General features: G+C 72.2%; 15 protein-coding genes. 9 read left to right on the top strand and 6 right to left on the bottom strand.

Annotated features, from left to right (window positions below):
* The first annotated feature begins 396 nt into the window (after positions 1–396).
* The 8 genes from ACLJWH_RS23085 to ACLJWH_RS23050 all read left to right on the top strand — a co-directional run bounded on the left by ACLJWH_RS23085 (position 397) and on the right by ACLJWH_RS23050 (position 11,290).
* Positions 397–4,605: a nitrate- and nitrite sensing domain-containing protein gene (locus ACLJWH_RS23085; RefSeq protein WP_411143643.1), complete on the top strand. Its 4,209-nt coding sequence runs from the start codon at positions 397–399 to the stop codon at positions 4,603–4,605.
* A gap of 9 nt (positions 4,606–4,614) precedes the next feature.
* Positions 4,615–5,028 carry a roadblock/LC7 domain-containing protein gene (locus ACLJWH_RS23080; protein ID WP_093485348.1) on the top strand — a complete coding sequence of 138 codons (414 nt, stop codon included), beginning with the start codon at positions 4,615–4,617 and terminating at the stop codon, positions 5,026–5,028.
* A gap of 108 nt (positions 5,029–5,136) precedes the next feature.
* Positions 5,137–5,547, top strand: a complete 411-nt coding sequence (locus ACLJWH_RS23075) for a DUF742 domain-containing protein (RefSeq protein WP_381684335.1) — start codon at positions 5,137–5,139, stop codon at positions 5,545–5,547.
* A complete protein-coding gene (locus ACLJWH_RS23070; RefSeq protein WP_411143642.1) occupies positions 5,528–6,121 on the top strand; it encodes a GTP-binding protein in 594 nt (197 codons plus the stop codon). Before ACLJWH_RS23075 ends, ACLJWH_RS23070 begins: the two co-directional genes overlap by 20 nt.
* Before the next feature lie 389 nt (positions 6,122–6,510).
* Positions 6,511–9,606: a nitrate- and nitrite sensing domain-containing protein gene (locus tag ACLJWH_RS23065; protein ID WP_411143641.1), complete on the top strand. Its 3,096-nt coding sequence runs from the start codon at positions 6,511–6,513 to the stop codon at positions 9,604–9,606.
* A 10-nt stretch (positions 9,607–9,616) separates the two neighbouring features.
* Positions 9,617–10,030: a roadblock/LC7 domain-containing protein gene (locus tag ACLJWH_RS23060; RefSeq protein ID WP_018087204.1), complete on the top strand. Its 414-nt coding sequence runs from the start codon at positions 9,617–9,619 to the stop codon at positions 10,028–10,030.
* Positions 10,031–10,113: 83 nt separating this feature from the next.
* A complete protein-coding gene (locus tag ACLJWH_RS23055; protein WP_411143640.1) occupies positions 10,114–10,731 on the top strand; it encodes a DUF742 domain-containing protein in 618 nt (205 codons plus the stop codon).
* Positions 10,712–11,290, top strand: coding sequence for a GTP-binding protein (locus tag ACLJWH_RS23050; RefSeq protein ID WP_073760799.1), 579 nt, complete (start codon positions 10,712–10,714; stop codon positions 11,288–11,290). The genes ACLJWH_RS23055 and ACLJWH_RS23050 overlap by 20 nt, the downstream gene beginning before the upstream one ends.
* A gap of 182 nt (positions 11,291–11,472) precedes the next feature.
* On the opposite strand, the gene ACLJWH_RS23045 is transcribed toward ACLJWH_RS23050, so the two are convergent.
* The 4 genes from ACLJWH_RS23045 to ACLJWH_RS23030 all read right to left on the bottom strand — a co-directional run bounded on the left by ACLJWH_RS23045 (position 11,473) and on the right by ACLJWH_RS23030 (position 16,887).
* Positions 11,473–13,335 carry a dihydroxyacetone kinase family protein gene (locus ACLJWH_RS23045; RefSeq protein ID WP_411143639.1) on the bottom strand — a complete coding sequence of 621 codons (1,863 nt, stop codon included), beginning with the start codon at positions 13,333–13,335 and terminating at the stop codon, positions 11,473–11,475.
* A gap of 766 nt (positions 13,336–14,101) precedes the next feature.
* On the bottom strand, positions 14,102–14,758 hold the full coding sequence (locus ACLJWH_RS23040; RefSeq protein ID WP_411143638.1) for a DUF4360 domain-containing protein: 657 nt from the start codon (positions 14,756–14,758) through the stop codon (positions 14,102–14,104).
* Positions 14,759–15,030: 272 nt separating this feature from the next.
* The gene (locus ACLJWH_RS23035) at positions 15,031–15,249 is read right to left on the bottom strand and encodes an acyl-CoA carboxylase epsilon subunit (protein WP_411143637.1); all 219 of its coding nucleotides are present in this window, start codon (positions 15,247–15,249) and stop codon (positions 15,031–15,033) included.
* Between the two features lie 54 nt (positions 15,250–15,303).
* A complete protein-coding gene (locus ACLJWH_RS23030; protein WP_411143636.1) occupies positions 15,304–16,887 on the bottom strand; it encodes an acyl-CoA carboxylase subunit beta in 1,584 nt (527 codons plus the stop codon).
* A gap of 315 nt (positions 16,888–17,202) precedes the next feature.
* Between ACLJWH_RS23030 and ACLJWH_RS23025 the strand changes: the two genes are divergently transcribed.
* Entirely contained in the window at positions 17,203–17,829 is a 627-nt protein-coding gene (locus tag ACLJWH_RS23025) for a YceI family protein (protein ID WP_411143635.1), read from the top strand.
* A 223-nt stretch (positions 17,830–18,052) separates the two neighbouring features.
* Here ACLJWH_RS23025 and cimA read toward each other — a convergent pair whose 3' ends face one another.
* Positions 18,053–19,711, bottom strand: a complete 1,659-nt coding sequence (gene cimA / locus ACLJWH_RS23020; RefSeq protein WP_411143634.1) for a citramalate synthase — start codon at positions 19,709–19,711, stop codon at positions 18,053–18,055.
* 377 nt (positions 19,712–20,088) lie between these two features.
* Positions 20,089–21,435 (bottom strand): MFS transporter, encoded by a 1,347-nt coding sequence (locus ACLJWH_RS23015; protein WP_411143633.1) that lies wholly within the window; start codon positions 21,433–21,435, stop codon positions 20,089–20,091.
* Positions 21,436–21,522: the final 87 nt, after the last annotated feature.

The raw sequence follows: 21,522 nt of genomic DNA, 5'->3' as shown, positions 1-21,522 counted from the left end.
AACGGACATTGGCGGATTGAAGCGCATGTTCCGCTCCCGATCACCGCACCTGGGACAAGGGCCGAACCCGAGCGACTCGCGGGCATAAGTCCGTTATCGGCAATGGCGTCCTCTACGTGTCGTGACACCGTCCGCACATTGCGTCACCCATGTCACAGAGGGCGAGTCCGCCCTTGTTGGAGATCCGGCACTGTGCTGGAATTCCACGGACCGCCGCACGTTTCAGCCGGCGCGCAGGGCGCAGACAGCGCCGCGCGGTGGTGCCGCTCTCTCGGCCGGAGAGGGCAGCCCGCCGGTCACTCACGACCGCCAAGGGGGGACTTGCGGTCCCCTAAGACTCGACACCGTCCCGACCGTTAGCGCGGCGGGACGCCTGGTCCAGAGGTTGCGACGCTAGTGCAGGGACGTTTCAAGAGGGATGGCATGGGGTCTGCCCAGGCCCGCAAAGGTCGAGGGGAAGCTGCGGCGGACCCGGAGCTGCGTGGCGGGACCGACCACGCCTCCCCGCCCCCGCACGCCCAGGGCAACGGCCCGGCGGGCGGCGGCAGCGCGCCGTCCGACCGTGACGGCCAGGCGCCGGGCGGTGACGCCCCGGACGGCGGCGAGCCCGAGGCGCCCAAGGGCTCCGGATCGCGAATATCGCTGCGCAACATGCGCATCAGTACCCGCCTGGTCTCCCTGCTCGCGCTGCCCGTCATCGCCGCGACCTCACTGGGCGCACTGCGCATCAACTACTCGCTGGACAACATCGACCAGCTCGACAAGATGCAGCTGCTCACCGAGATGACGCAGCGGGCGACCGCGCTCGCCGACGCGCTCCAGGCGGAGCGGGACCGGTCGGCCGGTCCGCTCGCCGGCTCCGGTGACACCAAGGACGACACCAACGTCGTCGCCCCGCGCCAGGCCACCGACAACGCCCGTGACTCCTTCAACAAGGCCACCACGAACATCCAGGGCGACAACGCCACGATGGTCGGTGTCCGGGCGACCGTCCTGGAGATCGGGCGCCAGCTCAACACCCTCAACGAGATCCGCGGCACCGCGTACCAGGACGCCGGCAACCTCTCGCAGACGGTCAACGGCTACAACCAGCTGATCACCTCGCTGCTCTCGCTCTCCCAGGACATGGCGCAGGCGACCAGCAACCCGGAGATGATCCAGAGCACCCGTGCGCTGGCGGCGTTCTCCTCCGCCAAGGAATACGCGTCGATGCAGCGCGCGCTGATCAGCGCCGGTCTCGCGCACAAGGGCGGCGCCGAGCTCTCCGCCAACGACCGGCTCGCCGGCCGTACCGCCGAGAACGACGAGAAGGCCGCCCGGGAACGCTTCTCGCAGATCTACGCCAACAACGCCAGCGCGCTGACCCGCGGCCTGGACGGCACCGACAACCAGATCAAGTCGGCGGTCGCCTTCGCGCACCGCGCCTTCGCGACCGACAGCGGCATCCGCAGCCAGGACTACAAGTACCTCGACTGGTACGACACCGACTCCGTCAAGATCGACGAGATGTCGCGTATCGAGACGTCGCTGCTCAGCGAGATGCAGCAGACCTCCCGCGAGCTGCGCAACGACGCCACGCAGGACGCGATCATCAACGGTGCGGTGGTCCTGCTCGTCCTCGGCGTCTCGCTGGTCGGCGCGTTCGTCGTGGCCCGCTCCATGGTGCTCTCGCTGCGCCGCCTCCAGACCACCGCGCAGCGGGTCGCCCAGGACCGGCTGCCCGAGCTGGTCAAGCAGCTGTCCGAGGCCGACCCGCAGGACGTGGACACCTCCGTCGAGTCGGTCGGTGTGCACAGCCGGGACGAGATCGGCAAGGTGGCCGCGGCCTTCGACGACGTGCACCGCGAGGCCGTCCGGCTGGCGTCCGAGCAGGCGCTGCTGCGGGGCAACGTCAACGCGATGTTCACCAACCTCTCGCGCCGCAGCCAGGGTCTGATCCAGCGGCAGCTGTCGCTGATCTCCGAGCTGGAGTCCCGCGAGGCCGACCCGGACCAGCTGTCCTCCCTCTTCAAGCTCGACCACCTCGCCACCCGTATGCGCCGTAACGGTGAGAACCTCCTCGTCCTCGCGGGCGAGGAGCCGGGCCGCCGGTGGACGCGGCCGGTGCCGCTGGTCGACGTGTTGCGCGCGGCCGCCTCCGAGGTGGAGCAGTACGAGCGGATCGAGCTCAGCTCCGTGCCGCAGACCGAGGTCGCGGGCCGGGTCGTCAACGACCTCGTCCACCTCCTCGCGGAGCTGCTGGAGAACGCCACCTCGTTCTCCTCACCGCAGACCAAGGTCAAGGTGACCGGTCACGCGCTGCCCGACGGGCGGGTGCTGGTCGAGATCCACGACACCGGTATCGGACTGTCCCCCGAGGATCTGTCGGCGATCAACGAGCGGCTCGCCAGCCCGCCGACCGTGGACGTGTCGGTGTCCCGGCGGATGGGTCTGTTCGTGGTCGGCCGGCTGTCGCTGCGCCACGGCATCCGTATCCAGCTGCGGCCCTCCGACTCCGGTGGCACCACCGCGCTGGTCATGCTGCCGGTCGATCTCGCACAGGGCGGCAAGAAGCCCGCGCCGAGCGTCAAGGCGCCCGGTGAGATGGGCGGCGGACAGACCAGCCGGCTCGCGGGGCTCCAGCCGCGCGGCCAGGTCGGCTCGGGCCCGGCGGCGGGCGCGCGCCCCGCGCTGCCCGGCCGCGGCGGTCCCGGTGGCGGCGGTGCGGCGAACACGTTCGGTGCCCCGGCGCCGGCCGGCCGGACGACCCCGCCCGGCGCGCCCGCACCGGGCGACGCGCGCCCGGCCGCCCCGCGGCCCGACGACAGCCGTCCCGCGCTGCCCACCCGTGGCGCCGACAACGACACCTCCGCCCCGGGAACCGTGGCGCCGCCCACCGGCGCGCCCCGGCGCGACGAGCGTCCGCAGCTGCCCTCCCGGGGAGCCCCGGCCGAGCTGCCGGGCGGTGCTGGGGGGACCAGCGGTGCCGGCGGTGCCGGACTGTTCGGCGGCCAGGGCGGCCAGGAGAGCCAGAGCGGCCGGACCGGTCAGCCGGGCCAGGACGGATTCGGCGGCCAGGACGGGTTCGGCGGCCGGAGCGGATTCGGCGGTCAGGGTACGCAGGGCGGCCGGAGTGCCCAGGGCGACCTGGACGGCCGGCGTGATCAGGCGGGTCAGGCCGGTCCGGCGGGTCAGCAGCCGGGCACCACGAGCTGGGGCGCGCGCCGCGAGCGCGGCGGCTCCGGGGACGACTGGCCGGTGGCCTCCCGTGACACCCAGGACCGGCCGCGTGGCCATGAGGAGCCGGAGTCCACGGGCAGCTTCGAGCGCCCGGCGCCCGGTGGCGGCCCCGGTGACACCGCGGCGTTCGCCCGCCCGGACTTCAACGGCCCGCCGCCCGGCGCGGACGGCTCGCAGACCGGCCGCGGCGCGCGGCAGGACGGCCGCGGCCCCGGTGACACCGGCGGCTTCGCGCTGCCGGCCGGCGAGCGCGGCGCGTTCGAGGGCGGCGCCTTCGGCGGCGCACCGCGCCACGGCGGCCAGGGCACCGGCGAGTTCGCCCGGCCCGCCGGGGGCCACCGTGTTCCGCAGGGCGGATACGCGGGCGGTCCCGGCGACACCGGCGAGTTCGCGCGGCCGGGCGACGGGCAGGCGGCCGGTCAGGGCATCGGCAACGGGCCCGGTGACACCGGACAGTTCGCGCGGCCGAACGGCGGCACGGGTCAGTTCGACACCGGGCAGTTCCCCCAGGCCGACAGCAACACCGGCCAGTACGACACCGGACAGTTCCCCCAGGCCGACAGCAACACCGGCCAGTACGACACCGGACAGTTCCCCCAGCCCGACACCGACACCGGCCGGTTCGACACCGGACAGTACCCACGGCCCGACAGCAACACCGGGCAGTACGACACCGGACAGTTCCCCCAGGCCGGCGGTACCGGGCAGTTCCCCGCACTCGACCACACCACCGGCCAGTTCCCGCACCCGGACGCCGAGCGCGCCGCGTACGGCGATGCGGCACAGAGCACCGGTCAGTTCCCGGCGCCGCAGCCGCAGGACGGGCTGCCGTCCGCCGATGTGCTCGGCGGTGCGGACGCGGGTCCCGGCGACGGCCGTACGCCGATCTTCGACACCATCGAGTCGGACTGGTTCACCACGCCGGCGGCCGCCGCTGCCGGCGTGCCGCCGCAGCAGCCGGCCGAGGAACCCGACGTCCCGCTGATGCCGCGCCGCGCATCCGCGCCGGACGGCGGGGCACCGGCCGACGGCGCGCGCACCCGCCCGGCCGCCGAGGAGCCCGGCACGCCGGCCCAGAGCGCGTCGAAGTGGCGTGCCTCGCCGAACGACGAGCAGTGGCGGCAGGCGGAGCAGATCCGCCAGCCCGCCGCCGGGGGTGTGACCACGTCCGGACTGCCCCGCCGGGTGCCCCGCGCGAATCTCGTGGCGGGCACCGCCCAGCAGCAGTCCACCCAGACCGGTCCGCAGGTCTCGCGTGCGCCCAGTGACGTACGCGGCCGGCTGACCAATCTTCGTCGGGGAATCCAGCAGGGCCGGCAGGCCGGAGGGACCTCGTCCACCGGCAACCACGGCATTGTTGACCCCACTCACCAGCAGGAGCGTTAGTTGAGTCCGATGAGCCAGGCGGCGCAGAACCTGAACTGGTTGATCACCAACTTCGTGGACAACACCCCCGGTGTGTCCCACACGGTCGTGGTCTCCGCGGACGGTCTTCTCCTCGCCATGTCCGAGGGATTCCCTCGCGACCGTGCCGATCAGTTGGCGGCGGTGGCCTCCGGCCTCACCTCGCTGACCTCCGGCGCCTCCCGCATCTTCGAAGGCGGAAGCGTCAACCAGACCGTGGTGGAGATGGAACGCGGCTTCCTCTTCATCATGTCCGTCTCCGACGGATCATCCCTGGCCGTCCTCGCACACCCCGAGTGCGACATCGGCCTCGTCGGTTACGAAATGGCCCTGCTGGTCGACCGCGCAGGCACCGTCCTGACGCCCGACCTGCGCGCAGAGTTGCAGGGCAGCCTGCTGCACTGAGGTGCCGTCCAGGCACCGCCCGTACACCGCCGAGTAGCCCACCGCCCACCGCGCCGCACCCCCACCGGCCCGACCCGACGACTGTCAGTCGTCCAGCCCGGAGGACACATGACCCCGCCACCTGCCACTTCCGGCCCGTACGGCGCCTACAGCCAGGCGTCGTACGGGGGTGAAGGTGACCAGCCGCTGGTACGTCCGTACGCCATGACCGGCGGCCGCACCCGGCCGCGCTACCAGCTCGCCATCGAGGCGCTGGTCAGCACGACCGCCGACCCCGCCCAGCTGCCCGGACTGCTGCCCGAGCACCAGCGCATCTGCCACCTCTGCCGCGAGGTGAAGTCGGTGGCGGAGATCTCGGCGCTGCTGCACATACCGCTGGGTGTGGCGCGGATTCTGGTCGCGGACCTGGCCGAGGCCGGGATGGTGGCGATCCACCAGCCGGGCGGCAGCGGCGAGGCCGGCGGCACGCCCGACGTGACCTTGCTGGAGAGGGTGCTCAGTGGACTTCGCAAGCTCTGACGGCGATTTCGGCGGGGCCCCGGGCCGTTCGACGACCTCCGCCAAGATCGTGGTGGCGGGCGGCTTCGGCGTGGGCAAGACCACGTTCGTCGGGGCCGTCTCGGAGATCAACCCGCTGCGCACCGAAGCCGTGATGACCTCCGCGTCGGCCGGGATCGACGATCTGAGCCATGTGCAGGACAAGACGACCACGACGGTCGCGATGGACTTCGGCCGCATCACCCTGGACCAGGACCTGATCCTGTACCTCTTCGGGACACCCGGACAGGACCGCTTCTGGTTCATGTGGGACGACCTCGTACGCGGCGCCATCGGCGCCGTCGTCCTCGTCGACACCCGCCGCCTCGCCGACTGCTTCCCCGCCGTCGACTACTTCGAGAACAGCGGACTGCCCTTCGTCATCGCCCTCAACGGCTTCGAGGGGCACCAGCCGTACACACCGGACGAGGTCCGCGAGGCACTGCAGATCGGACCGGGCACCCCGATCATCACGACCGACGCGCGACACCGCTCCGAAGCCAAGAGCGCACTCATCACGCTGGTCGAGCACGCGCTGATGGCGCGGCTGAAGTAGCCGGGCGGTTTCCGGCCCGCCACGTACGGCGGCGGGCCGGACGGCGACAGGTTCCGCACCTCACGGATCGGTTCCCGGCGACCGCCGATCGGAACTGTGTCCTTTGCCACGCCCACCGGTGGTGTTCATAACGTTTCGACAGTGAATTGCTCCGCGGGCAACACCCCTCGCGTACGCACAACTTCGCTGTGCGCACACTTCTCCCGCCATTTGCCGGGGCTCGTCCTTAACGCCCCTTTTATCTGACGCACCCTCGCCTGTGCCCCAGCTCCGTCCGGTGTTTGGAAGGCACTGCCCTGACGTGCTGAAATTCCTTCAACTTCGGAGTGCGAACGCCCAGGAGAAGCGGCGCGACGGATCCGTGCCGTCGGCGAGAGGTTGTTGGTCGAGTGAGGCGAAGAAAGTCGAGCCCCGCGCCGCAGGAGCAGCGGCGGGGCAACTTCACGCCGCCGCCGCGCAGTGCGGCACCGGCTTCCGACGCATCCGACATCCCGGCCGCCCGACCGCCGGTCAGCGGCGGCAGATACTCCCCGCGCAACTGGCGGGTGGCCGTCCGGCTGAACGCCATCATGCTGATCCCCGTCCTGGTCGCCCTGGTCTTCGGCGGGCTGCGGGTGAACAGCTCGCTCGCCACCTGGCGGGACGCACAGGACGCGGAGCGGACCGCGAAGCTCGTGCGCGCCGCTCTCTCCTACAGCAACGCCCTCATCAACGAGCGGGACCGCACCGCCGTTCCCCTGCTGGCCGGCAAGAAGGACGACCCCGCCGTCCAGGAGGCGCGGAACGCCACCACCACCGCGGGCCAGGAGTTCCGCCGGGCCGCCGCCGACATGCCGGACAAGGCGGGGCTCAAGCGCCGGCTCGCCGCGTTCGAGAAGGTCGAGCCCCGGCTGGAGCAGCTGCGTGCGGACGCCTACACCGCCAGGCTGCCGGGCGTGCGGACCGAAGAGGAGTACGTCGAGATCCAGCATCCGCTGATGGAGTTCGCGAACGAACTCGGGCTGGGCACCGGCAACATCACCTCCTACGGCCGCACCGTCTACGCGGTGTCGCTGGCCAAGGCCGCAGAATCGCTTCAGCGCTCGATCGGCACCCACCTCCTGGTCGAACCGGCCGCCCCGCACGGCGGCAAGGACCACACACTCCAGCTGACCGCCTTCGCGTCGTACCGCTATCTGGAGACCATCGCCATCGGCGAGTACACCTCCGGCGGCACGCCCGAGGACGTCGCGCGGCTGACCCGGGACGCCGCCGCGCTGAAGAAGTCCGCACAGGAGAAGACCGCGCAGGCCAGGGAGCGGGACCTGGCGGCCGGGCGGCAGTTCCACGCCCCGCCGTCGATGGACGCCATGGCCACCGCCATCGCCTCCGGCACCGCACCCGGGGAGCCGGCCGCCAAGGGCACCACCCCCGACGCCTGGTTCACCGCGGCGACCGGCAAGTTCGACATGTACCGCGCCATCGAGAAGGACCTGTCGGACCGGGCCGTGGACGAGGCGGCGCAGATCTCCGCCGATGCCCGGCGGTCGGCCTTCGTCGACGCCGCGATCGTGCTGGCCGCCCTGGTGGCCGCGTTCCTCGTGGCGGGTCTGATGGCCCGTCGGATGAGCCACAACATGCGCCGGCTGCGCACCGCCGCCTTCGGGATCGCCGAGCAGCGGCTGCCGATGCTGGTCGACCAGCTCTCGCGGACGGACCCGGGCCGGGTCGACACCCGCGTCCAGCCCATCCCGATCGCCACCACCGACGAGATCGGCGAGGTGGCCCGCGCCTTCGACCAGGTGCACCGCGAGGCCGTCCGGCTCGCCGCCGAGCAGGCGCTGCTGCGCGGGAACGTCAACGCGATCTTCACCAACCTCTCGCGCCGCAACCAGGGCCTCATCGAGCGTCAGCTGGCGCTGATCACCGGGCTGGAGAACAACGAGGCGGACCCGGACCAGCTGGAGAGCCTCTTCCGGATGGACCATCTCGCCACCCGTATGCGGCGCAACGGCGAGAATCTCCTCATCCTCGCGGGTGAAGAGCCGGGCCGCCGCTGGAACCAGCCGGTGCCGCTGGTCGACGTGCTGCGGGCGGCCGCCTCCGAGGTCGAGTCCTACGAACGGGTGGAGCTCACCGGCGTCCCCGAGAGCGAGATCCACGGCACCGCCGTGACCGACCTGGTGCACCTGCTGTCCGAACTGCTGGAGAACGCCACCACGTTCTCCTCGCCGCAGACCAAGGTGCGGGTGGCCGCGACCCGGCTGCCGGACGGCCGGATGATGATCGAGATCCACGACAAGGGCATCGGGCTCACCCCCGAGGACTTCGCGGACATCAACCACAAGCTGGCCAACCCGCCGAGCGTGGACGCCGCGGTCTCCCAGCGGATGGGCCTGTTCGTGGTCGGCCGGCTGGCCGACCGGCACGGTATCCGGGTCCAGCTGCGCCCCTCCGGCGAGCAGGCCGGCACCACCTCGCTCGTCATGCTGCCCGAGGCGATCACCCACGGCGGTGGCGGCGAGGAGCAGTTCGACGACGACTTCACGGTCTCCAAGATCGTGCCCGAGCACCGGCAGGCCGCGTACGAGAGCGACCACCGCACCGCCGCCGAGCTGGGCTTCGACGAGACCGGCTACCAGCCGTCCGGCGAGTCGCCCGCGCCGGACCCGGTGGGCCGTTCGCTGCTGCGCGAGGAGCGCCGGGCGGCACGGGAGGCCCGGACCGGCGCCGTGCCGCAGGACGGTGTTCCGCCGTTCGCCGCCGAGGCGCCGCCCGGTGCCGCCCACCAGGGCCACCCCGGGCAGGCGGCCGGACAGCCGCTGTACGACGACCGCTCCTACGGCGGCCGGGCGTTCGGGCAGCCGGACCCCGGGCAGCCCGCCGGCCCGCAGCCGTTCCCCGCGCACGAGCCCGCACGGCCGGAGGAGTGGCCCGAACGCCCGGCGCACGACGGCCACTTCGGGACCGAATCGGTATCTGACCGGAATGGTTCCGACGCTCCCGCCGACGCGTCCGAGCGCGTAGCATTCGACCGTCCGGGCGCTGTCCCGAGCGACTCCCGCTCGCTGACCGATGCCGGCCTTCCGCGCCGCCAGGGCGGCTCGCCGCAGGCTCAGCAGCAGTGGCAGCAGCTCGCGGAGCCGGTGGCGCCCCCGCAGCAGCGGAGCGCGCCGGAGGGCGGTCCGGACGGCTCCGAGTGGCGCACGTCCAACGATGAGCGCTGGGAACGCGCGGAGCGACTGCGTGAGCCGAAGGCGGGCGGGGTCACTCCCTCCGGCCTCCCCCGGCGGGTGCCCAAGGCCAACCTGGTCGAGGGCACGGCGGAGCAGACCCCGCGGGGTGGCCCACAGGTCTCCCGCGCCCCGGAGGATGTCCGCGGCAGGCTGAGCAATCTGCGCCGCGGTGTCCAGCAGGGGCGCAATGCGGGCACGGACCACCCGGGGGTCCCCCACAATGACCAACAGGGCTTCGGCCCCGGCAGCACCTACGATCAGGAGCGTTAGTGTGAGCCCGATGAGCCAGGCGGCGCAGAACCTGAACTGGTTGATCACCAACTTCGTGGACAACACCCCCGGTGTGTCCCACACGGTCGTGGTCTCCGCGGACGGTCTTCTCCTCGCCATGTCCGAGGGTTTCCCTCGCGACCGTGCCGATCAGTTGGCGGCGGTGGCCTCCGGCCTCACCTCGCTGACCTCCGGCGCCTCCCGCATCTTCGAAGGCGGAAGCGTCAACCAGACCGTGGTGGAGATGGAACGCGGCTTCCTCTTCATCATGTCCGTCTCCGACGGATCATCCCTGGCCGTCCTCGCACACCCCGAGTGCGACATCGGCCTCGTCGGTTACGAAATGGCCCTGCTGGTCGACCGCGCAGGCACCGTCCTGACGCCCGACCTGCGCGCAGAGTTGCAGGGCAGCCTGCTCAACTGACAGAGAGGCAGTGCGTTTCCCGCCACCGCGCCATAAGGTTCGGAGCGAGACCGGCGTCAGACAGGCAAGTTGGAGGAGGAGACGTGGCAACGCCCCCGAGCGGATACCCGTACGGGTCCGGACAGCAGTCCGGTTCCCAGGGCGAGACCCCGCACCACCACTTCAACTTCCCGTCCGCGCCGAGCCACCGGGCGCAGCAGCACCAGCCGCCGCGCCCCGAGCAGCACCAGCAGCAGCCCTGGCCGTACGACACCCAGCCGTACGAGCCCTCGGCGTACGACCAGCCATCGGCGGCCCGCAGCCAGCAGGCGCAGCCGTCGTGGCACGAGCCCGAGTCCTACGCCCCCGCCGGGGGCATGCACAACCCGCTCGTGCGTCCGTACGCCATGACCGGAGGCCGGACCAGGCCGCGCTACCAGCTCGCCATAGAGGCGCTGGTCAGTACGACCGCCGACCCTGCCCAGTTGCAGGGGCAGCTGCCGGAGCACCAGCGCATCTGCCACCTCTGCCGCGAGATCAAGTCAGTTGCCGAGATCTCCGCGCTTCTTTCCATTCCCCTCGGCGTCGCCCGGATCCTCGTCGCCGACCTGGCGGAGGCCGGACTCGTCGCCATCCATCAGCCCGGCGGGGACGAGACCGCCGGCGGACAGCCAGATGTGACACTGCTCGAAAGGGTGCTCAGTGGACTTCGCAAGCTCTAGCGGTGCAGCCCGCTCCACCACCTCCGCGAAAATCGTGGTGGCGGGCGGCTTCGGCGTGGGTAAGACCACGTTCGTCGGGGCCGTCTCAGAGATCAACCCGCTGCGCACCGAAGCCGTGATGACCTCCGCGTCGGCGGGCATCGACGACCTCACGCACGCGCCGGACAAGACGACCACGACGGTCGCGATGGACTTCGGCCGCATCACCCTGGACCAGGACCTGATCCTGTACCTCTTCGGTACCCCCGGACAGGACCGCTTCTGGTTCATGTGGGACGACCTCGTACGCGGCGCCATCGGCGCCGTCGTCCTCGTCGACACCCGCCGCCTCGCCGACTGCTTCCCCGCCGTCGACTACTTCGAGAACAGCGGACTGCCCTTCGTCATCGCCCTCAACGGCTTCGACGGCCATCAGCCGTACACACCGGACGAGGTCCGCGAGGCACTGCAGATCGGACCGGACGCGCCGATCATCATCACCGACGCGCGACACCGCTCCGAAGCCAAGAGCGCACTCATCACGCTCGTGGAGCACGCGCTGATGGCCCGGCTGCGCTAGTGCCGTGACCGGCGATGTCTGCCCCGCACGACGGGGCGGAGCTTGCCGGGAGAGGCACTTGGTCCGGCCCCGGACGGTTCCGGTTCCCGGCGCGCGCCGTACGACGGAAGGCCCCCGCACACCTGCCAGGTGCGGGGGCCTTCGCCATGTGCGGGGCGGGGTTCCGGTACGTCCCGCGGGGCTCAGCGCAGGGTGTCGCCGACGGCGGTGAGGATCAGGGCGAGGGAGACGGCGCCGGCGTCCGGATGGCCGTGGCCCAGCGCGCCCATCCGGGCCGCCCGGCCGCGGGCCGGGGTGAGTTCCGCGGTGTCGGCGGCGGCCCGGGTGGCGGCCTCGGCGGCGGCCCGCCACGCCTTTGCCAGCTCCTCCCCCGCGCGGGTGCGCAGTTCGCGGCGGAACGGGTCGAGGGCGTCCAGCATCGTCTTCTCCCCCACCCGCGCGCCGCCGAGTTCGCCGATGGCCCGCTGGGCGGCGTCCGCGGCGTCCGCGAACAGTTCGGTGTCGCAGACCGCGCCCGCGCCGTCCGCGGTGGTGCCGCCCCTCGCGGTGCGGGCCAGGACGGCGCCGGTCTCGGCCAGCAGGACGCCGTACAGGGCGCCCGAGGCGCCGCCCGACGCGTCGGCGAGGGCGAGGCCCGCGGTGAGCAGGGCGGCGCCAGCCGAGCGCGGATCGCCGGCCGGGCCCGGCTCGGCGGCGCGGGCGGCCGCGACGGCGGCGCGCAGACCGCGGACGATGCCGATGCCGTGGTCGCCGTCGCCGGCGACCGCGTCCAGCCGTCCCAGTTCCGCCTCGTGCGCGGCGACCAGGTCGAACGCGGCCTGGAGCGCGGCGGTCGCGGGCAGGTCGGCGGCGGTGGCGCGATCGGCCGTGGACCCGGTGGCCGCCGCCGTGGCCACCGCCGTATCCCGCTGCGTATCTGACGCCGCCGTCACCACCGTGACCGCCGTCACCGCCGCGGCCGCCGGTGCGTCCGTCCGGTCGTCGCTCCCGGCCGGATGGGTGCCCGGCAGGCTGCGGAAGGCCGGGGTGTCGCACGGGGCGTCGTACAGCCCGGTCAGTTCGTCGTCGAGGACCATCAGCGACAGCGAGACGCCGGCCGTGTCGAAGGAGGTGACGAACTCGCCGACCTCGGGCCGGTAGGGGCGCAGTCCGGCCGCCCGCAGGCGCCGGTTGACCTGCCGGTAGACGACGAACATCTCCTCGTACTTGGTCCGGCCCAGGCCGTTGAGGAGGACCGCGACCCGGCCGTCGCCGCCGGCGGGCAGGTCCGGCAGTTCCGGCAGCAGGTTGTCCACCAGTTCGTCGGCCAGTTCGGCGGCGGTCAGGTTCCGGGTCGTGCGCAGGCCCGGCTCACCGTGGATGCCCATGCCCAGCTCGGTGGTGCCGGCGTTGACGGTGAACAGCGGTTCGGTGGCACCGGGGAGGGTGCAGCCGGCGAAGGCGGCGCCGAAGGTGCGGGTCATGGCGTTGGCGTGGGCGGCGATCCGGGTGACGCCCGCGAGGTCGTCGCCGCGCTCGGCGGCCGCGCCGGCCGCCTTGAAGACGAAGAAGTCACCGGCCACGCCGCGGCGGTCGCGGGACGGGTCGATCTGCCGGCCGTCGACCGGCGGCGGGCCGCTGGCGACATCGTCGGTGATCAGCACCGTACGGGTGTCGATGCCCGCGGCGGCCAGCCGGCGGGCGGCGAGGCCGAAGTGCATGACATCGCCCGCGTAGTTGCCGCAGGCCAGCAGGATGCCGGCGCCGCCGTCCGCGGCCCGTGCGGTGCGGTAGACCTGTTCGGCGCTGGGGCTGGCGAAGACGTCGCCGATCGCGGCGGCGTCGGCGAGACCGGGGCCGACCAGACCGGCGAAGGCCGGGTAGTGGCCGGAGCCGCCGCCGATGACGACCGCGACCTTGCCGGGGCGGGGTGTGTGGCGGCTGATGACGCCACAGGCGTCCGGCACCCGGCGGACCGTGCGCGCGTAGGCGTCGGCCAGTCCTTCCAGCCAGTCCTCACGGAAGGTCTCGGCGTGGTGTCCGAGGCCGGCGGGGGTGGTGGTCATCAGCGCGCACTCCTTTGTCTCATCCCTGTGGGATCGCACATATCCCTCACGAAACCGCCGCCGCTGTCGTCACCACCGCCGCTGCCGTCACCGGACCGCCTCGGCATTCCACCACCCGGACCCCGCCGCCCGGCGCTTTGCTCCCTCCCCTCCGGCCGCAATCGCTCCAACGGCGGCGCGCTCCCCCGAGCCGCGTGAGGGCGCCGTCCGCCGGAGCCACTCCCCTGGCGACCGCCTGCCCGCCCTGGGCTCGCGGCTTCGCTCCCCCACTCGGCGCCCCAGCGACGTACGCGCCCGGCAGCCGGGTGCCCGCGCCGCGTGAGGTGCGGGGCACCCGCCCAGCGCCACACCGGCCCGCGCCGCCGCCGTCAAACGCGGCCGCCTCGCTGCCGGCGGTCAGCGCCGAGGACAGCCGGCGTTTCGGCTCCAACTCGCCTGCTTATGCGGCGTGTTGGGACACCCGGCCGACGGACGTCCGGGCGTGGCCGGGCCCGGTGGGGGGCCGGCAGGCCGGCGCGCCGCCCGGGTCCGGCGGAGCGCCTCGCCTGCGCTCGGGTCGTACGCCGCCGACGGGGACGTCCCGGTACGGCCGAGGGGCCCGCGTCGCGCGCGGGCCCCTCAGGGCACTCCGGGGACGCTCGGCCCGCGGGGCCGCCGTCGGGCGCGGTGTGCCACCGTGCCCACCGCGCCCCGGCACCGCGGATCGCGGTCCGGGAGGACGGCGCCTACGGCCCGGCCGGGCCCGCAGGCACCGTCCGGGGGCCGGTCAGCGCGTGGCCGGGCACTGCTTCCACGCGAAGTGGTAGGTCGTGTTGATGCTGCCGTCGGTGGAGTCCATCGCCATGTAGCTGGTGGTCTTGGGGTCCGATGTGCCGGCGTTCACCCGTAGTTCGGTGTTGATGTTGAAGTAGCGCTCCTCGCCGCAGGGGGCGTAGACCAGCGCGCTGACGTCGGTCTCGTCCGACGTCTGCCAGTTGGTGTCGGCCGGACCGGTGAAGGTGTGGCTCTTGCGGCCCGTGTCGGAGTCGCCCTGGAAGTAGTAGCTCGCCTGCTCCAGGCCGTTGGCGCCGGGCGCGAGGGCGGCGTAGCCGCGGTAGTCGGCCTTGGCGACGGCGTAGGTGAAGCCCTGGGGGACGTGGACGTTCAGCGCGATCTGGCAGTTCTTGCGGGAGTCGGTCGGTTTGGTGTCCTTTCCGGCCTGGGCGAGGTATTCGCTGTAGGTGACCGTGAAGGCCGTGTTGTCCGGTGCGATGGCCACCGCGGCGCTGCCCGGCCGGCAGCCCGAACCGTTGACGGTCGCGACGTCGATGGTGATCTGACCGGCCGGCGGTTCCGTACCGGCCCGCGCCGGCGCGGTGGGGGACACCGCTCCGGCGAACAGCAGCGATGCCACCGCGGCACCGGCACTCAGGGTGCTGAGCATGGGCTCTTCCTTCCGGTCGTCCTGGGGTCCGCCGGGGCGGCGCCAGGAAGGAGGGAATGACGAGCGAATGCCAGCACGGGGATCTTCGGCTGACCAGCTGTCCCCCGCAGGGTTGGGGCGAACCTACGCCTTGATTCGGCCGCTGCGCCGGAGCGGGTACGGGGCCCGGGAGAACCACGGACGGGGCCGGCCGCGGGCGCGCACTCGGGTGGAGTGCGTGCCCGCGGCCGGCCCCGTCGGGGTACCCGGTACGGAAGCGGCCGCGGAGAAGCTCAGCGCTGCCAGCTGGTCGCGCCGTGGAAGCCCATCTGACGCTCCAGGCGGCGCCAGCGGGCGGCGGTGGCGCGCGGGTGGGCCTGGGCGGTGGCCGGCCGGTGGGCGGCGCGGGCCAGGAGGACGGCGGTCAGGGCGGCGAGCTCTTCCTCACTGGCCCGGCCCTTCTCCACGCGGATGGGGTCGGTGAGGGCGGTGGTGCGGTCGGCAGGATTCACGTGAGTTCTTCTCCGTCGTTCACGGTGGTGGGCGCAGTACCGGTGCGGGCTCGGTTACTGCGGGGGGTTGCCGTGCTTGCGGGCGGGCAGGTCCGCGTGCTTGGTGCGCAGCATGTCCAGGGAACGGATCAGCGTCTGGCGGGTCTCGGCGGGGTCGATGACGTCGTCGACCAGACCGCGCTCGGCCGCGTAGTACGGATGCATCAGCTCGGACTTGTACTCCTTGACCATGCGCACCCGCATCGCCTCGGGGTCGTCCGCGTCGGCGATCTGCTTGCGGAAGATGACGTTGGCCGCGCCCTCGGCGCCCATCACGGCGATCTCGTTGGTGGGCCAGGCGTAGGTCAGGTCGGCGCCGATGGACTGCGAGTCCATGACGATGTACGCGCCGCCGTACGCCTTGCGCAGGACGACGGAGATGCGCGGCACGGTGGCGTTGCAGTACGCGTACAGCAGCTTGGCGCCGTGGCGGATGATGCCGCCGTGCTCCTGGTCGACGCCGGGCAGGAAGCCGGGGACGTCCAGGAGGGTGATGATCGGGATGTTGAAGGCGTCGCACATCTGGACGAAGCGGGCGGCCTTCTCGGACGCCTCGATGTCCAGCACACCGGCCAGCGACTGCGGCTGGTTGGCGACGATGCCCACCACCCGGCCGTCCAGGCGGGCCAGCGCGCAGATGATGTTGGTCGCCCAGCGCTCGTGGACTTCGAGGTGTTCGCCGTCGTCGACGATCTCCTCGATGACCTTGCGCATGTCGTACGGGCGGTTGCCGTCGGCCGGGACGAGGTCGAGCAGCGCGTCGCCGGAGCGGTCGGCGGGGTCCTCGCAGGCCACCGTCGGGGGGTTCTCCCGGTTGTTGGCCGGCAGGAGGGAGAGGAGGTAGCGGACCTCTTCGAGGCAGGTGGTCTCGTCGTCGTAGGCGAAGTGCGCGACGCCGGAGGTCTCGGCGTGCACGTCCGCGCCGCCCAGGCCGTTCTGGGTGATCTCCTCACCGGTCACCGCGCGGACCACGTCGGGTCCGGTGATGAACATCTGCGAGGTCTCGCGGACCATGAAGACGAAGTCCGTCAGCGCCGGGCTGTAGGCGGCGCCGCCCGCGCACGGACCGAGCATCACCGAGATCTGCGGGATGACGCCGGACGCCTTGGTGTTGCGCTGGAAGATGCCGCCGTAGCCGGCGAGCGCCGAGACGCCCTCCTGGATACGGGCGCCCGCGCCGTCGTTGAGCGAGACGAGCGGCGCACCGGCCTGGAGGGCCATGTCCATGATCTTGTGGATCTTGGTGGCGTGCGCCTCGCCCAGCGCACCGCCGAAGATCCGGAAGTCGTGCGCGTAGACGAACACGGTCCGGCCGTGGACGGTGCCCCAGCCGGTGATCACGCCGTCGGTATAGGGCTTCTTCGCCTCCAGGCCGAAGCCGACCGCCCGGTGCCGCCGCAGCGGCTCCACCTCGTTGAACGAACCCTCGTCCAGCAGCAGCTCGATCCGCTCCCGCGCGGTCAGCTTGCCCTTGGCGCGCTGAGCTTCGGTGGCACGCTCACTGGGGCCTCGCCGGGCCTGCTCGCGGATGGCGTGCAGCTCGGCAACGCGCCCGCGGGCGTCGGTCGCGCCGGCGGGCACCTCTTCGACAGTGGTCATGTATCGACGGTACGTGGGCGGGGCGCCTCGTACCGATGTCGGTTTCGTACAACGTCAGGTGCGTTTTGGTGGGCAGGCAGCACAGAAGCGTCCTGTACGCGGCCTGCGCGGGGGCCTCCGTACGGGTGGACAGGACGTCCATCGTCTGTATGGGCCCGACAAACGACGCCGCCGTGATGTTGTGGCGATCCGAGGCATGACCGGCGAAAGGAGCGCCCAAGGGGACGACGAGCGACAGCAAGGTTGAACATTGAACTAGATCTCGCTATGGTTCATCTCGTTGAAGGTTAAACAAACCGTCTTTGAGGAGGAGCCATGGCTCTGTTCACCCGCAAGCGCACCGAGACCGCCGCCCGCACCGCCACCGCCACCCTCCCGGCGGACCCCGCGCTGGCCGCGCTGACCGGCGACTACACCATCGACCCGGCACACAGCAGCATCGGCTTCACCGTCCGGCACGCGATGGTCACCAACGTCCGCGGCGCGTTCGGCGAGCACCAGGGCACGCTCCACCTGGACGGCACCGACCCGGCCCGCTCCACCGCCGCCCTCGACATCACGATCGCCAGTGTCGACACCGGCATCGCCGACCGCGACGCCCATCTGCGCGGTGCCGACTTCTTCGACGCCGAGACCTTCCCGCTGATGACCTTCCGCTCCACCGCCGCCGAGCAGGTGGCCGGCGACCGCTACCGCATCACCGGCGACCTGACCATCAAGGACGTCACCCGGCCGCTCACCATCGACCTGGAGTTCAACGGCTCGGCCACCGACGTCTACGGCGCCGAGCGGGTCGGCTTCGAGGGCAGCGCCGAGATCCTGCGCTCCGCGTGGGGCCTGACCTGGAACGCCGCGCTGGAGACCGGCGGTGTGATGGTCAGCGACAAGGTCAAGCTCACCTTCGACATCTCCGCGGTCAAGGCGGCCCCGCAGGCGGCCTGACCCGACGGGCGCACCGCCCCCGAAATCCCCGCGGCCCCGCGCCGGCCCCTCCCCCGAGGGCCGTACGCGGGGCCGCGGCCGTCGCCGTGGAGCCGTGCCTGTCGCCGTGAAGCCTGCGGCCTGCCGGCTGTCGCCATGGGGCCTGCCGGCTGTCGCCGTAGGGCCTGCCGGCTGTCGTCATGGGGCCTGCCGGCTGTCGCCGTGGGGCCTGCCGGCCCCGGGGTTACTCCCGCGGCTCCACCCCGGCCCGCAGCAGCCCGTACGCGTAGGCGTCGTCCAGCGCCTGCCAGGAGGCGGCGATGACGTTCTCCGCGACGCCGACCGTGGACCATTCGCCGTGGCCGTCGGTGGTGGAGACCAGGACGCGGGTGATGGAGCCGGTGCCCTGGCGGCCCTCCAGGATGCGGACCTTGTAGTCCACCAGCTCGATCTTGGCGAGCTGCGGGTAGATCCGCTCCAGGGCGATGCGCAGCGCCCGGTCCAGCGCGTTGACCGGGCCGTTGCCCTCGGCGGTGGTGACGATCCGCTCGCCCTTGGCCCACAGCTTCACGGTCGCCTCGTTGGCGTGCGTACCGTCCGGCCGGTCCTCGACGATCGCCCGCCAGGACTCGACGCGGAAGTAGCGGCGCGGCTCCCCCGCCGCGGCCCGCTGGAGCTCGGCGCGCAGCAGCAGCTCGAACGAGGCGTCCGCGGCCTCGTAGGTGTAGCCCGCCAGCTCGCGCTCCTTGACCCGCTCGACGACCCGGCCGACCAGCTCGCGGTCGCCGCCGAGGTCGATGCCGAGTTCCTTGCCCTTCAGCTCGATGGAGGCGCGGCCCGCCATGTCGGAGACCAGCATCCGCATGGTGTTGCCGACCCGCGCCGGGTCGATGTGCTGGTAGAGGTCCGGGTCGATCTTGATGGCGGAGGCGTGCAGCCCCGCCTTGTGCGCGAAGGCGGAGACGCCGACGTAGGGCTGGTGGGTGGCGGGCGTGAGGTTGACGACCTCGGCGATGGCGTGCGAGATCCGGGTGGTCTCGGCGAGCTTGCCGGCGGGCAGCACCCGGCGGTCGTACTTGAGCTCCAGGGCGGCGACGACCGGGAAGAGGTTGGCGTTGCCGACCCGCTCGCCGTAGCCGTTCGCGGTGCACTGGACGTGGGTGGCGCCCGCGTCGACCGCGGCCAGGGTGTTGGCGACGGCGCAGCCCGTGTCGTCCTGCGCGTGGATGCCCAGCCGCGCCCCGGTGTCCGCGAGCACGGTCCGCACCACCGCGGTGACCTGCGCGGGAAGCATGCCGCCGTTGGTGTCGCAGAGCACCACGACATCGGCCCCGGCCTCGCTCGCGGTCCGTACGACCTGCTTGGCGTAGTCCGGGTCCCGCACATAGCCGTCGAAGAAGTGCTCGCAGTCCAGGAACACCCGGCGGCCGTGGGCGCGCAGATACGCGACGGTGTCCCGCACCATCGCGAGGTTCTCCTCCGGTGTGGTGCGCAGCGCCAGTTCCACATGCCGGACATGGGACTTGGCGACCAGCGTGACCACCGGGGCCTGCGACTCCAGGAGCGCGGCGACCTGCGGATCGTCCTCGACCCGGACGCCCGCCTTGCGGGTGGCGCCGAAGGCGACCAGCTGGGCGTGGCGGAAGTCCGTCTCCGTGCGGGCCCGCGCGAAGAACTCGGTGTCCCGGGGGTTGGCGCCGGGCCAGCCGCCCTCGATGAAGCCCACCCCGAAGTCGTCCAGGTGCCGGGCGATGGTCAGCTTGTCGGCGACGGTCAGGTTGATGCCCTCGCGCTGCGCGCCGTCGCGCAGCGTCGTGTCGAACACATGGAAGTCGTCGGACACCCGGCCCTGGGCAGAGCTGGGCGGGGCCTGGGAGGGTTCGGAGGGGAGTGCGTCCGTCATGCTGGTCTGGCTCCTGTCGGGATCTCGGTCTACCGGAATGACCGGCTCCACCGTCCCTCCATGATCCCCCGCGCTCCGCCGCCGGCGACGGGTGGGCCGGAAACGAAAAAACCTCTCGCGGGTGCGAGAGGTCTGCGCGCGGGTCTGGGACGACGGTGGCCGCGCCGTACTCGGTTCGTACGGGGCGGTCACTGCGGACCGGCGCGCCTGCTGCCAATAATCATGGCGAACGAGAGCACGGGGGCAGTCTGGCACGGCGGCGCGGTGCGGGACAGCGAGTCTCACGATGCGGGCGGCGGCGTCCGAAGGCGGACCTCCCGGCGCGGCGGTCCGGCGACGGCCCACGGGAGCCGCCGCCGGACCGGGTCGCCGGCGTCTCAGGCCCGCGCCCCGCCGGGCGCCGCGGCGCCGGCCGTGGCGCCCCGTCCGCCGTCGTGGTCCCCGTCCCCCTTGCCGACCCGGTGCAGGTCGATGGTGCGGGTCTCGCGCATGGTGATGTAGACGAGCAGCGAGACGGCGGCGCAGCCGGCCACGTACCAGTAGTAGCCGGACTCGATGCCGCCCTGTTTGAACCAGAGCGCGACGTACTCCGCCGTGCCGCCGAACAGCGCGTTGGCGATGGCGTACGGCAGCGCGACGCCCAGCGCGCGGATACCGGTCGGGAAGAGCTCGGCCTTCACACAGGCGTTGATCGAGGTGTAGCCGGTGACGATGACCAGCGCCAGCACCGAGAGTCCGAGGGCCGGCCAGAAGCTGCCGGCGTGCTGGAGCAGCGTCATGATCGGCACGGTCAGGAACGTCGAGCCGACCGCGAAGGTGATGAGCAGCGGGCGGCGGCCGATCCGGTCGGAGAGCCGGCCGGCCAGCGGCTGGAGGCACATGAAGAGGAACAGCGCGCAGAAGCTGACCAGCGAGGCGGTCGGCTTGTCCATGCCGGCGCTCTGGGAGAGGTACTTGGTGAGGTAGGTCGTGTAGGTGTAGTACGCGACGGTGCCGCCCATGGTCAGCGCCATGACCAGGAACGCCTCGCGCTTATGGGCCAGCAGCGCCTTGATCGTGCCGCGGGCCGGGTCGGCGTGGGCGCCGTCGTCCTCGGCGTAGACCTCGGTCTCCAGCATGTTGCGGCGCAGGTAGAAGACGACCGCGGCGCCGAGCGCGCCGATGATGAACGGGATGCGCCAGGCCCAGCTGTGCAGCGCCTCCTCGGACATGGTCCGCTGGAGCACGATCTGGAGGCCGAGCCCGAGCAGCTGCCCCGCGGTCATGGACACGTACTGGAAGCTGGAGGCGAAGCCGCGCCGGCCGGGCGCGGACGCCTCGGTGAGGTAGGTCGCGCTGGCCGCGTACTCCCCGCCGACGGAGAGCCCTTGCAGCATCCGGGCGAGGAGCAGGACGGCCACACCGCCGTAGCCCGCGACACCGTAGGTGGGCGCGACGGCGATCAGGATCGCCGAGGCGGACATCAGGGTGACGGTCAGGGTGAGCGCGGCCTTACGGCCCCGGCGGTCGCCGACCCGGCCGAGCACCCAGCCGCCCACCGGGCGCATGAAGAACCCGACGGCGAAGATCCCCATGGTGTTCATGAGGTTCGCGGTGTCGTTCCCCTTCGGGAAGAACGAGTCCGCGAAGTAGACCGCGAAACTGGCGTACACGAACCAGTCGAACCACTCGACCATGTTGCCGGCCGAGCCGACCCATATCTTCTTCCACTGCTCTCGTCCCATAGCCGCTCACGGTCGCGGACGGCGCGGCCCGCGGCAAGAGCCACAGTGGCAACGATCGCGCGTATTTGCGTGCCTTGCGGTCATGGG

The sequence above is a fragment of the Streptomyces sp. x-80 genome, assembly GCF_046549095.1.
In the GTDB taxonomy this organism is placed as follows: Bacteria; Actinomycetota; Actinomycetes; order Streptomycetales; family Streptomycetaceae; genus Streptomyces; species Streptomyces celluloflavus.
The sequence above is the reverse complement of the archived record's forward strand: the minus strand, read 5'-3'. Positions and strand labels throughout refer to the sequence as shown.